General features: G+C 30.4%; 12 protein-coding genes and 1 pseudogene. 11 read left to right on the plus strand and 2 right to left on the minus strand.

The window, feature by feature from the left end:
• The first annotated feature begins 22 nt into the window (after nucleotides 1–22).
• The 6 genes from brnQ (at nucleotide 23) to trmB (ending at nucleotide 6,711) form a co-directional block, all read left to right on the plus strand.
• Nucleotides 23–1,345 carry a branched-chain amino acid transport system II carrier protein gene (gene brnQ, locus DP68_RS12225; protein ID WP_291548941.1) on the plus strand — a complete coding sequence of 441 codons (1,323 nt, stop codon included), beginning with the start codon at nucleotides 23–25 and terminating at the stop codon, nucleotides 1,343–1,345.
• 226 nt (nucleotides 1,346–1,571) lie between these two features.
• Entirely contained in the window at nucleotides 1,572–2,948 is a 1,377-nt protein-coding gene (locus DP68_RS12230; RefSeq protein ID WP_035309887.1) for a PhoH family protein, read from the plus strand.
• 209 nt (nucleotides 2,949–3,157) lie between these two features.
• Entirely contained in the window at nucleotides 3,158–4,162 is a 1,005-nt protein-coding gene (locus tag DP68_RS12235) for a phosphodiester glycosidase family protein (RefSeq protein ID WP_035309889.1), read from the plus strand.
• Between the two features lie 13 nt (nucleotides 4,163–4,175).
• Nucleotides 4,176–5,204, plus strand: coding sequence for a hypothetical protein (locus tag DP68_RS12240; RefSeq protein ID WP_035310034.1), 1,029 nt, complete (start codon nucleotides 4,176–4,178; stop codon nucleotides 5,202–5,204).
• A 186-nt stretch (nucleotides 5,205–5,390) separates the two neighbouring features.
• Nucleotides 5,391–6,038 (plus strand): site-2 protease family protein, encoded by a 648-nt coding sequence (locus DP68_RS12245; RefSeq protein WP_035309891.1) that lies wholly within the window; start codon nucleotides 5,391–5,393, stop codon nucleotides 6,036–6,038.
• A 40-nt stretch (nucleotides 6,039–6,078) separates the two neighbouring features.
• Entirely contained in the window at nucleotides 6,079–6,711 is a 633-nt protein-coding gene (trmB, locus tag DP68_RS12250; protein ID WP_035309893.1) for a tRNA (guanosine(46)-N7)-methyltransferase TrmB, read from the plus strand.
• 57 nt (nucleotides 6,712–6,768) lie between these two features.
• Here trmB and DP68_RS19640 read toward each other — a convergent pair.
• Nucleotides 6,769–7,158 (minus strand): annotated as a pseudogene (locus tag DP68_RS19640) (hypothetical protein); the annotation flags it as partial.
• Between the two features lie 663 nt (nucleotides 7,159–7,821).
• On the opposite strand from DP68_RS19640, the gene DP68_RS12260 reads away from it, so the two are divergent.
• Nucleotides 7,822–8,067 carry a DUF3892 domain-containing protein gene (locus DP68_RS12260; protein WP_052085782.1) on the plus strand — a complete coding sequence of 82 codons (246 nt, stop codon included), beginning with the start codon at nucleotides 7,822–7,824 and terminating at the stop codon, nucleotides 8,065–8,067.
• Between the two features lie 288 nt (nucleotides 8,068–8,355).
• On the opposite strand, the gene tpx is transcribed toward DP68_RS12260, so the two are convergent.
• Entirely contained in the window at nucleotides 8,356–8,850 is a 495-nt protein-coding gene (tpx, locus tag DP68_RS12265; protein ID WP_035309894.1) for a thiol peroxidase, read from the minus strand.
• A 333-nt stretch (nucleotides 8,851–9,183) separates the two neighbouring features.
• Here tpx and DP68_RS12270 point away from each other — a divergent pair, with 333 nt between their 5' ends.
• From DP68_RS12270 to DP68_RS12285, 4 genes are all read left to right on the plus strand, one after another.
• Nucleotides 9,184–9,930: an SDR family oxidoreductase gene (locus DP68_RS12270; protein WP_035309896.1), complete on the plus strand. Its 747-nt coding sequence runs from the start codon at nucleotides 9,184–9,186 to the stop codon at nucleotides 9,928–9,930.
• A gap of 434 nt (nucleotides 9,931–10,364) precedes the next feature.
• The gene (locus DP68_RS12275; RefSeq protein WP_035309899.1) at nucleotides 10,365–10,778 is read left to right on the plus strand and encodes an RbsD/FucU family protein; all 414 of its coding nucleotides are present in this window, start codon (nucleotides 10,365–10,367) and stop codon (nucleotides 10,776–10,778) included.
• Between the two features lie 29 nt (nucleotides 10,779–10,807).
• On the plus strand, nucleotides 10,808–11,821 hold the full coding sequence (locus DP68_RS12280) for a LacI family DNA-binding transcriptional regulator (RefSeq protein WP_035309902.1): 1,014 nt from the start codon (nucleotides 10,808–10,810) through the stop codon (nucleotides 11,819–11,821).
• A gap of 99 nt (nucleotides 11,822–11,920) precedes the next feature.
• Nucleotides 11,921–13,426, plus strand: coding sequence for a sugar ABC transporter ATP-binding protein (locus tag DP68_RS12285; protein WP_035309904.1), 1,506 nt, complete (start codon nucleotides 11,921–11,923; stop codon nucleotides 13,424–13,426).
• The last annotated feature ends 7 nt before the right edge of the window (nucleotides 13,427–13,433 follow it).

A 13,433-nucleotide genomic window follows, 5' to 3' on the forward strand; every position in this document is an offset into this window, starting at 1 on the left:
TTTCAAAACAGGGGGGCTTTTTATGAATATTAATAAAAATACTAAAAACATAATTATCACAGGTTTTGCACTGTTTTCTATGTTTTTTGGAGCAGGTAATTTAATATTTCCACCAACACTTGGATTTATATCAGGAGACAAGTGGATATTTACTATGATAGGTTTTTTACTTACTTGTATAAGTTTGCCGCTATTAGGAATAATAGCAGTGGCTTTATGTGGGGGAAGTACAGAAAAATTTACAAATAAAGTAGGAAATAAATTTGGCAAGTTTCTTTGCTCAATAATAATGCTGTCTATTGGACCATTATTTTGTATTCCAAGAACAGGAGCATCCACTTTTGAATTAGGAGTTCAACCTATGTTTCCAAATGCAAATCCTATAGTAGTATCCATAGTTTTCTTTGCAATAACACTTATTTTAACATTAAATGAAAGTAATGTAGTGGACAGAGTAGGATCGATACTAACACCAGTTTTACTTATATCACTTTTAATTATAATAATAAAAGGTATTTTCTTTCCGATGGGTGAAGCAGTGAGTAATGATATAGTAATGCCTTTTTCAAGAGGATTTACTGAAGGATATCAAACTATGGATGCGCTAGGATCTATAATAATGGCCCAAATGGTAGTAGGAGATTTAATAGTTAAAGGGTATAAAAATAAAAAAGAGCAAGTTTCTATAACAATAAAATCAGGTATAGTTTCAGCAGTATGTTTAGCCATTGTATATGGTGGGCTTTTATATATTGGAGCTACTGCAAGTGGGATATTTGATAAGGATATTTCAAGAACAGCTCTTCTTATAGGAGTAACATCTAACATACTTGGACCTTCAAGTAAAATAATTTTTGGAGCGGCAATTTCCATAGCATGTTTAACAACTGCAATAGGACTTACTGCAACAGCTGGGAATTATTTTAGTAATCTTACTAACGGCAAATTAAGCTATAAACTAGTGGTTACTTTAATATGCATATTTAGCGCATTTATTTCAAATTATGGAGTAGAAACTATAATTAATTTTGCTGTACCAGTACTAGTTACTGCATATCCTGTAGTAATAGTTTTAATAATTATGAACTTATTTAATAATTACATTGAAGATACATACATTTATAAAGGTGCAGTTTATACAACTTTAATTATAAGTCTTGTAAATTCGCTTAATACTTTAAATATAAATATACCTTACGTTACTGATTACATAAATAAATTACCAATGTCTACTCAAGGATTTGGGTGGATAATACCATGTGCGTTAGGGGCTATACTAGGAAGTTTATATAGTAGAAGTAAAAAGGCATCATCCTTGTTAAAAGAAATCGGTCAAGAATCCTGATTTTAAACTTAATTAATATTATAACGAAATTTTAAAGGGATTTGAATTTTTGTCAAGTGGTCAAGACATCACCCTCTCAAGGTGGAGTCGTGGACTCAATTCCTCTAGGAGCTGTAATTAAAAACCCACGGAATATTCCGTGGGTTTTTAATTTTAATAATGTTTAAGGAAATTATTACATTCCTCTTGCATATTATGTATTAATAAGTAATGGGAGGAATGCTTTTTGAAAAAAACCTATGTGTTGGACACCAATGTAATATTGTATTCTCCTGGAGCAATATTTTCCTTTGGCGAGAATGATGTAGTTATACCAGAAGTGGTTCTTGAAGAGTTAGATGCATTTAAAAAAGATAAAAATGACTTAGGTGCAAATGCTCGTCATGCTTCGAGAATTTTAGATAAACTTAGAATAGAGGGGAATTTAAATAAGGGAGTAGTACTTCCCGGAGGAGGAAACCTTAGGGTGGAAATGAATCACCAGGATGCTATAATTCCTCCAACCTGGGATAAAACTAAGCCAGATAATAGAATATTACAGGTGTGTAAGGGATTACAGGAAGCTGGAGAAGATGTATGTTTAATTACAAAAGATATATTTGAAAGAATAAAGGCAGACTCTGCCAATATAGATGTAGAAGATTTTCACGAAAAGGTAGTTCCAGAAAATGACAACCAATACACAGGAAGAATAGAGTTATATGCATCTTCATTAAAAATAGATGATTTTTATGCAAAAAAAATCCTAGATATAAAGGATGTTTTTTATTATAGAAAGGAAACAAATGAGTATGTTGAACCTTGTCTTTATAATAATCAGTTTATACTGATACATTCACTAGAAAATCCAAGACAATCTGCGGTAGGAAGATATAATGGAAAATCTATAGTTCCGTTATATTATAAAGATAAAACACCTCTTGGAATAGTCCCAAGAAATTTAGGTCAAAGATTTATGTTAGAAGCATTATACACTGATGCAGATAAGGCTCCACTAGTTATAGTGAAGGGACCTGCAGGTACAGCAAAGACACTATTTTCTTTAGCTGTAGGACTTGATAAGGTAATTGAGGAACAAACAAAGCAATATAGGAGAGTACTAGTTTGTAGGCCTAATGTTACCATGGATGAAGAAATTGGATTCTTACCGGGGACAGAACAGGAAAAAATATCACCTTTCATGAGACCTATATTTGACAATTTAGAGATATTAGTGGATTCAAATGAAAAGGAAAGATATAAAAATGAAAGTGAGCTTACTGATAAAATAAGAGAGCTATTTGATAGAAGAATAATTACAACAGAAGCTGTTGCATATTTAAGAGGTAGATCTATAGTTAAGAATTGGATGATCATTGATGAGGCGCAAAACCTAACCCCTAAACAGGTAAAATCTATTATAACTCGTGTTGGAGAAGGCACGAAGCTTATATTAATAGGAGATCCTGAACAAATAGACCAACCATTCTTAGACTCAAGATCAAATGGATTATGCTATGCTTCAGAAAATATGAAAGGAAGCGAACTTTGTTATCAAGTTACTTTAAAGCATGATGAATGTGAAAGGTCACCACTCGCATATGAGGCAGCTAAGAGGCTTTAGTTATAACTAACATCCTATTTAGGTTGTTTAAAAAGGCTGTATATTGCAGCCTTTTTAAAATTATATAATTTAAACGTCTTATTTAAGTAGCTTAAAAACTGCTTTTACCATTAAATAATAAATAAATGCATTAATTTCTATTTAAAAATATCAAAATTTATTGTACAATAAAAACTGTATGTATTTATTAAGAAAGGAACGATAAGCGTATGGGAAAAAAGAAAAAGGTTAAGAAGAAAAAAAGACTTTCACTTAAGGTGTTTTTCTTGTTCTTAATTTTTGAATTTGCATTTTCAGCAGCAACAGGACCTTTTATAGTGTTTTATGGACCCTTTAAGAATGTAAAAAAGACTATAGTAGGGGCAGCTATGAGTACATTAAGTCATCAATATATAGCTACCACTTTTCTATCAGATCAAAAAATTAAGGATATATTAAAAGATGATGTAATAGAAGAAATAAATCAAAATGAGGATGTAGAAGATTTAGATTTTGAAAATAGCCATGATTCAAATATAGAAAGATATAATATAGAGGGTAAAAAATTTAAAGGATCTATGCTTGTAGTTCATGATCCTACTAGAGTAAAGGTTGGATACAGTAGTAGAATTCCTAAATCAGGAGAGCTTACTAGCCAAATAGCAAAGGCTAACAATGCAGTTGCTGCTGTAAACGGTGGAGGCTTTGTGGATCAAAGTAATGATGGAAATTGGACAGGAACTGGTGGACAACCTGTAGGGATATTAATGAGCAATGGAAAAATGATTCATAACGATATTACTAATCGTGAAGCGAAAAATGATACAGTAGCTATTACTTCTAGGGGAGTGCTATTAGTTGGGAAATATACTTTAAATGAATTAGAACAGTTAAAAACAACTGAAGCAATGACCTTTGGACCAGCATTAGTAGTAAATGGACAACCTACTATTAAAAATGGTGATGGAGGACAAGGAATTGCTCCAAGAACAGCAATTGGACAAAGAAAAGATGGAGCAATACTGCTTTTGGTAATTGATGGAAGGCAAGTTTCTAGTATAGGGGCGACTTTAAGAGATGTACAAGATATCATGTTAGAATATGAAGCTTATAATGCTACTAATTTAGATGGAGGCTCTTCTTCTACTATGTATTATGATGAAGAAGTCATAAATAATCCTTGTGATCCATTAGGAGAAAGATCCGTTCCTTCTATCATATATGTTACACCTTAGAAAGGAAGATGTTATGAGCGCTTTGAAAAGAATAATAGGTTGGATAATGATTTCGCTTATAGTTCAATTTGCAGGATTGTTTTATATAGATAATATCTATTTAGCTAACAATGCACCTGTAAAAGTGAAGAAAATAGAAGATAAATCAAGTAATAAGGCAAAGGATGCAGAGGTAGCTATACCAGAAAATGCACAAAATATTAGCATGTCTTTTGATGGTAAGTACGCAGCTTACTATGATGAAGATATCTTAAAAGTTGTAAGTACTAAAACCGGTGAAAAAAAAGATATATATTTTCAAGAAGGAGTTAAGGTATCCTATTATAAATGGATTTCTGATAGAAATAGAATGCTTATAGCAGAAAAACATTCTACTAAAAATGGAATGGCACTTAGGCTTTCATATTATGATATAGACAAGGATACTAAAGAAGAAATAAAGGATCTTACCTGGGCAGATACCGAATCAGAGGTGGAATCCATTGAAATTTCTACTCTTACTAATGTAATATATGTTAAAGTATCAAGAGGAAGCGGAAGAAGCAGTCTTTATTGGATAAATATAATGAAAGATATGAAGAAACCATATACTAATGATTATTTTATAGGGGATATTCGTATATTAAATTATGAAGATAAACTTCTATATGAAGGAAAAACATATAATAGAATATATGCTACAAATGTAAATAATTCCATTAAAGTTGACGGAGTACAGGTACCGAAGCTTTTAGGGGTGGATGAAGAAGATAATATATATATAGGCTCAGAGGAAAATGGAAATATAGTTAAGGTGTACTATGGAAACATAGAGAAACCTACATCTGAATGGAAAACTGTTGAGCTTACTGAAACGATTGACAAAGATGATATATATATATCTAAAAAAGGACAAATATTTTTAAATGACAATTTGAAGGGTATAATAAAAGAAGCATCTACAGGAAAACAAACGGCCTATAAAGGTACATTTCTTCAAATATATGATGACGGAGTTGCATCAATTAGTGAAGGAAAGCTTCAAAAAACTGAGTTAAAATAAAATTTTTTCTAGTCATTAATGAACATTAATTATCTAATAAATAAATTCCGGATCTTTCCGGAATTTATTTATTTATTCAGATAGGTTTCTTTATGATATAATATAAAATTAAGACAATAAATATATAAATTGAAATGTGGTAATTTATAAGGAGAACATAGATTTTTATAAATTATAAAGGAAAGGATGACGACTTTGGGCATAGATTTAATGGGTAAAATATTAATGATACCAGCTATACTTATAGCATTTACATTTCATGAATACGCTCATGCATATGTAGCAGATAAATTGGGGGACAAAACCCCTAAGTTTCAAGGAAGACTTACTTTAAACCCAATAGCGCATATAGATCCTATAGGATTTATAGCCATACTTATAGCAGGTATTGGGTGGGCAAAACCTGTAGAAGTGAACCCAAGGGCTTTTAAGAATTATTATAATGATGATTTAAAAGTTTCTATAGCAGGCCCTTTAGCAAATATTTTAGCAGCAGTTATATCAGCAGCGGCAATGTTCTTAATTTACAAGATTGGGGATGTATTTCCCATAAGTAGTAGAGATGTGTTATATATATTGATTAGAATATTTAATACATCTGTATATATAAATTGCATATTGGCAATATTTAATTTAATACCAATACCAGGACTAGATGGTTTTCATGTTATAAGGGATATTTGGCCATCAGTATTTTATAAATATTCAGATGTATTGTATAGATATCAGTTTGTAATATTCCTATTATTTATAATGACTCCTATTTCAAGAATATTGGTTTCAGGGCCAGCAGGTATGATATATGGGCTTATAATGACTATGTTTAATTTGTAAAATATAAATGTATTATGATTTATAGTTTGGAGGTAACAGTATGAGACTTAGAAAAAAGTGGTGGGCACGTCCAGAAATGGAAGCATCACCTTTAGTAATAACAAATCCACGTGAGTATAAGGGAAAGTGGAAAGAAGAATTTAAAAATGATAATCCTGTGCATTTGGAATTGGGCTGCGGTAGAGGAGGATTTATTGCTCAAAAGGCAGTACAAAACCCAGATGTAAATTATATTGCTGTAGATTTAAAGGATGAAGTACTTATATATGTTTTAAAGAAAATTGAAGAACTGGAGATCACAAACGTAAGAATAGTTCCACTAAATATAATGTTTATAAGTGAGGTATTTGATAAGGATGAAATTGAAAAGATATATATAAACTTTTGTAATCCATGGCCTAAGGAAAGACATAATAAAAGAAGACTTACTCATACTAGGTTTTTGGCGGAATATAAAAATTTCCTTAAAGCAGGAAGTGAGATTTGGTTTAAAACTGATGACACAGATCTATTTAATGCTTCACAGGAGTACTTTAAGGAAAGCGGATTTGCAATTAATTATTTAACTTATGATTTACATGAATCTGACTTTGATAAAAATATAATGACTGAATATGAAAAGAAATTCACTCAGCTTGGCATGAAGACTATGTTTTTAATTGGAAGGCTATAGATTTATATAAAAATTTATAAAATGATAACCCCAGAGCTTTTGCCTTGGGGTTTATCTTTATGTTGTATATAGTAAAAGTTCCTTAAATAAAGCACTAACAACGTTAGACCAATTTTGGCTTTGAGCATATTTTTTATTTACCCAATAAAAAGCATCTGTGTTTGCTGGCTTATTTTTACACAAATTCAAAACTGTTCTAGCAGCAATTCTTGAAGTATCTTTTATGTTTGTATTATAATGTTGCCAACTATAAAATACATTATATGGGTTGTTAGCTATTGTATATGCCTGCTTATTAGTTTTAGGTACAAAGGATTGCTCTACACCTGTTATAGCGAACAGTATCAACGGGTTTAAATTAAACTCTTCTGCAGTAGATAATATGGTAGAAAAATAAGGTTCCTCTGCAAGTAATGAGTTTCTACCTACTAAGTATTTACGTAATCTAGCTGTGTTTACATCATGATAAGCAAAGTACGTAGGAATTCCTGAAGCTTGATTTTGAGCATTGAGATATGAGCTCACTGATTGATTTCCCCTTGATAGTTGTTTTGATGAAGTTTTTTTTACATCATTTTTTGATGGGGTCACTACACAATTATAACTATCAGAAACTCTTTTGTAGGCACCTAATGATAGCCATGTCACATTTTGATTTTTAATATTTAATGATAATTTACTTTTAATAAAAAGTTCATTTAAATTTTCTAAGTTGAAGCCTGATGCAAAGAAAATAGATACAATAAGCGCTGAAATAATATAAGTCTTTAAAATGCTCTTAATGTACTTACTCGGTTTACATTTCATATAATCACCTATACCTTATAATAATTTATTTGTATGATTTAAGGAAATTTATAAATTTAACAATTTGCAAAAATCTTTGATTTTGCTACAAATCATTTACCTCAATTTCTTTGGAGCATTTCCTTAAAAATCAATACGGACTAATTTACTTTAGATGGATACAGGTGAAATTATACCCACTTTTTATTTTTATAAACATAAAACTTAAAAAAATTAATAAACTTTGAAATCAGTAGCTTGTAGAATGGATTCTTAAATAATTTTAGGAAGGCAGGAAATACTATAAAAAGGAGGTGGTAAGTTATGAATAAAGATAATAATCAAGCTAATAGCATAGTAGCAGTAGGAAAAGATGACGATAATGAAATAGTAAGCTATAAATTAGACAATGGAGAAATTCTTTCAAGAGAACAAGCTATATCAATGGCAAAGGAAGGGGGAATAAAAGGTGTGTCTGTTTCGACATCAAGAAAGGGAGAAGAATATTTAAGAAGTCTTCCAGATGATGATGAAAGTAATAATTTAAAGAATTTGCCAAGTATAGAATAATAAATAAAGCCATTCTAGAGCTTATTTAATGACTTCTACTATGAAAAGCTTATACAGTTCATCATTAAAAAGCCCTTCATGTGAGCTGCTAAAGGAAGGGCTTTCGATTTGGCCAAAACTCTTAAAAATATCAAGTAGTTGTAGATGATATTTTAATGTTAAACATAAAGTATGGGTTCTGCATTGTAGAAAGTATTGAATAGGCCTTAGAGCTTCTTTGCACAGCAACCAGCTTCCTTAAATGCAGAACTCATGCAGAGTTTTAACATAAAAGATGTCCTAATATTTTTACTTAGCGTTCTTAGCAGCTTCTAATATCTTATCGTGGTTTGGTTGTTCAGTTATTTCCTCAACATATTCAGCATAAACTACTTTGTTATTGCTATCGATGACAAAAGCAGCTCTTGTAAGAAGCCCTAATTCTACAACATAAGTACCATAGTTCTCGCCAACCATTCTATCTTTATAATCGGATAATGTAATTACATTTTCAATTCCATGAGCTGCACACCATCTAGCCTGAGCAAAAGGTAAATCCATAGAAATTGTGTATATAGTTACATTAGGAATAGAGGTTGCCTTGTTATTAAAAGTTCGTGTTTCAAGGTCACAAGTAGGAGTATCTATAGAAGGTACTGTAAGGAGTATTCTAACTCCCTTTGTATCTTTTAATGATATAGGAGTTAAGTTATTATCAATAGCTGTAAAATCAGGAGCAGAATCACCAACTTTTACTTCGGATCCCTTAAGAGTAACAGGTTTATTTTGAAATTTAATGTTCATTTAAATACCTCCTAGTTAATTAATATTATGTAATAATTGCTATTATTAAATATATAATAGCACTAAGTTTGAAAAAAATCAAATGTTTATGGGTAAATGTTTTAATAAATTTATAAGCACAACGTTAATAGTTTATTACTTTTTTATCAAAGTATTCTCTTTAAGAAAATAACTTATATTAGTTTAACTTTAAAATTGAACTTTCATACTTTATAATAAAAATAAGTAATGGATTTTTAAATAATAGATAATAATTTAACTCGTGAGATTTCTTGGGATAAGTAAATCTTATTAAGTGAGACTAATTATTATTTTAAAGGATTGGTGAACAAGGTGGATTTAAATTTAAATGGAAAAGTAGTTTTGATTACTGGAGGAACAAGAGGAATAGGAAAAGGAATAGCTTTAGAATTTGCTAAGGCAGGAGCAATTCTTGCTTTGAATTATAGAAGTAATCATAAAGAAGCTAAAGCCACATTGGAGGAAATAAAGGCTTTAGGATGTTATGCAAGGATATTTAATTGGGATGTTGGATCTTATAAAGATAGTGAGGAAAATATAAATAAAATAATAAAGGAATATGGTAAAATTGATGTACTTATAAACAATGCTGGTATTTCAAAAGTTAACTTATTTATGGATAGCAGTGAAGATGATTGGGATGATATAATGAATACTAATTTAAAGGGAATATTTAATTGTTGTCGTCAAGTAGTGCCGCATATGGTTAGTAATCAAATAGGTTCTATTATAAACATATCTTCTATGTGGGGAAATGTAGGGGCATCTTGTGAGGTTATATATTCTGCATCAAAGGGTGGAATTAATGCATTTACAAAAGCACTTGCAAAGGAACTAGGACCCAGCGGTATAAGAGTAAATGCCATATCTCCTGGGGTTATAAATACCTGTATGAATAATTGGCTTTCAGATGAGGAAAAAGAAGGGTTAGTAGAAGAAATACCCTTATGTAAATTTGGGGAATGTGAAGATATAGGAAATACTGCAGTATTTTTAGCAAGTGATTACTCAAAATATATAACAGGGCAAATAATTACTGTAGATGGGGGAATGTTATAATATCAATATAAATTATAATATTCTAACAATAAAAACAATTGCACTAAAAATATAAAAATACTTAATGATATAGTGTATAGTGTGTTTTGTATAGTATATTTCATACAACATATCTTGTGCGTTATATATTATATAGTATATATTATATAGTATATATTATATAGTATATATTATATAAGGTATAAGATATGTTTTTAACAAACAATAGCAACATTTTATATTGACATTCAAAAAAATATTGATATAATATTATTGAAGCAATCGTTTACTATAAAATTTACATATTACATATAATAAAATAACCGTAGAACGAAAAAATGTATTACATAATCTATTAAAATTTACCTAAAAACCAATGCTAAAGGCATTTTTAGAAAGAATTTATATTGATACGGTAATCGTTTTCTAATAGAAACAGGTTAGGAGGTACAAATATGTTAAAAACTAAGTGTTTAAATCCACAATTAATAAATGCTTTAGCTCATTGCGGACATGGTGATAAGATTTTAATATGCGATGGGAATTATCCAGTAGATTCTTGCACTAATGGGATAACAGAAAAGGTTTATTTACAACTTACACATGGTATTCCAACAGTTACTGATGTGCTAAAGGTGTTAGCTGATACCATAAATATTGAGAAGGCACAGGTAATGACACCAGGCGAAGGGGACGAACCATCTATATTCAGTGAATTTAGAGGAATATTAAATAATGAAATTGAACTAGATAAATTGGGAAGATTTGAGTTTTATGATGAATCAAAGAAGCCTAACATAAGACTTGCAATAGCAACTGGAGAGCAAAGGGTATTTGCTAATATACTATTAACAGTTGGAGTTGTATAATTAAAATTTTTAATTATATGGAGGGTATCGTGAGTAAAATAACTATTAAAGAAGTTGCAGAAAGAGCAAATGTTTCCACAGCCACTGTATCTAGGGTTTTAAATAATAATTATCCTGTAAGCGATGAGGTAAGGGATAAAGTTTTAAAAGTAGTTTCAGAGTTGAACTATCAGCCCAATGGTATAGCAAGAAGCCTTAAAAATAATAAGACAAACCTTATTGGTATTATCGTTGCAGATATATCAAACCCATTCTTTATGAAGGTGGGAAGAGGAATTGAAAGTATAGTTTCTAAAGAGGGATATAATCTTATTTTCTGTAGTACAGATGAATCTCCAGATAAAGAAAAGAAACTGTTAAATATGATGGCTGAAAAAATGGTAGATGGAATAATAATATCACCATGTAGTATTGATACAGTAACAGTAAAAAATATAATGGCAACAGGAGTTAAGGTAGTACTAGTTGATAGAAAGTTTGATGATGTCACTGTGGACTATATTGCCACAGATAACTTTAATGGGTCATTTTTACTTACAGAAAGTTTAATTAAAAAAGGACACAAGGATATTGCTATAATAAATGGTCACTTAGATGTAAGTACTGCAGAGGAAAGATTTAATGGGTATAAAGCTGCTATGGATAGGTATGGCCTTGAAATAGATAAGGACTTTATATTATCAGGTAACTACAGTACTGACATTGCATTTGATGAAACTATGAAGTTAATTAAAAGAGGGAAGCTTCCAACTGCGATGCTTGCAGCTAATAATAGTATGGCAGAGGGAGTAATGAAAGTCTTCAAAAGTGAAAAAATAAGAATTCCAGAAGATATATCACTGGTGTCCTTTGGAGAAATAACTAATCAGGAATTTATAGAGCCAAAGATCACATGTATAAAACAAAACCCTATTTTAATGGGCCAAAAATCAGGAGAAGTAATTTTAGATAAGCTAAAAGGCAAAAGCAGTCATAATAATTTTAAGGAAATAGTGTTAGTTAATGAATTTTGTGAAGGAAATTCTATTAAATCCCTAATATAAATTAATTTATTTAAACTGTTAGCATATGATTTATCCTATTTTAATAGGATAAGCATTCATTTATAGTAATGGTTTACTATACTTTAAAGAGGTGAGTTTATGGATTCAAATGTAGTGCTTTTAATGGAAAACATAGATAAAAGTTTTCCAGGAGTAAAGGCTTTAAAAAATGCAAGCTTGGAACTAAGAAAAGGGGAAGTACACGTTCTTCTAGGAGAAAATGGTGCTGGTAAATCTACATTAATGAAGATTTTAGGTGGAGTTTACACAAAGGATTCAGGAAAGATATATTTAGAGGGCAAAGAAACAGAAATAAGTGGAGTTAAAGATGCTAAGGCAAAAGGAATATCAATAATATTTCAGGAGTTAAATTTAATAGATCACTTAACAGTAGCTGAAAATATTTTTATTGGAAATGAATACTTACAAAGTAAACAGCTTAAAGTTGTGGATTATAAGACAATGAATAAGAAAACTCAAGAAATATTAAAAGAACTTGATATAGATGTAAAACCAAATGAATTAGTAAAGAACTTAAGTATTGGACAAAAGCAGATGATTGAAATTGCAAAATCAGTTTCCTTTGATGCAAAGATAATAGTTATGGATGAACCTACTTCATCTTTAACTGATAAAGAGTGTGAAAAGCTATTTCAAATTGTAAATAAGTTAAAGAAACAAGGAGTTGCAATAGTTTATATTTCTCATAAGCTTGAAGAGTTTAAGTATATTGTTGATAGAATTACAATAATGAGAGATGGAGAATACGTAAAGACTGTAGATTTTAAAACTACAACAGAAGATGAATTAGTAAAACTAATGATAGGAAGAGATCTTGGAGATAGATTCAGTAATGAATATGTTGAAAAGGGAGAGGTTGCATTTAAAATCGAAAATATAACTTCTGATAAGGTTAGAGATGTTTCATTTGAAGTTAGAGCAGGAGAAATAGTTGGATTATATGGTCTTATGGGTAGCGGAAGAACTGAAACTGCAATGGCTGTAGTTGGATATGACAAGATAAAATCCGGTAAGGTATACATTGAAAACAAAGAAGTAAAAATTAAGCAGCCAAAGGATGCAGTTAATGCAGGAATAGCTTATGTAAGTGAGGACAGAAGAAATCTTGGAGTGGTAGTTGGATTTAGTGTAGCTCAAAATATTAATTTATCAAGTATGGACAAGGTTTCTAGCAGTGGAATAATTAATGAAAATGAAGAAAAAGAAGCGGCTAATAGATTTGTAAAAAGCTTATCAATAAAGACTCCAAATGTTTTTCAAAAGGTAAAAAATTTAAGTGGTGGAAACCAACAGAAGGTTGCAATAGCTAAATGGCTTCAAAGAGATAGTAAAGTTTATATATTTGATGAACCAACAAGAGGTATAGATATTGGTTCTAAAGCTGAGATATATAAATTAATAAAGGATTTGGCGAAAAATGGACATGCAATAATTGTTATATCTTCGGAAATGCCTGAAATCATAGGACTTTCAGATAGAGTAGTTGTTATGAATAATGGAAGGGTTACAGGCACAGTTGAAAAAGATGTTCAAGACAAAAAAGGCGTAGAAGAAAAAATAATGAAATATGCAATAGCAAAGTAGTAGGAGG

Origin of the sequence: Clostridium sp. HMP27, from assembly GCF_000765165.1 — a bacterium.
Classification (GTDB): Bacteria; Bacillota; Clostridia; order Clostridiales; family Clostridiaceae; genus Clostridium_AK.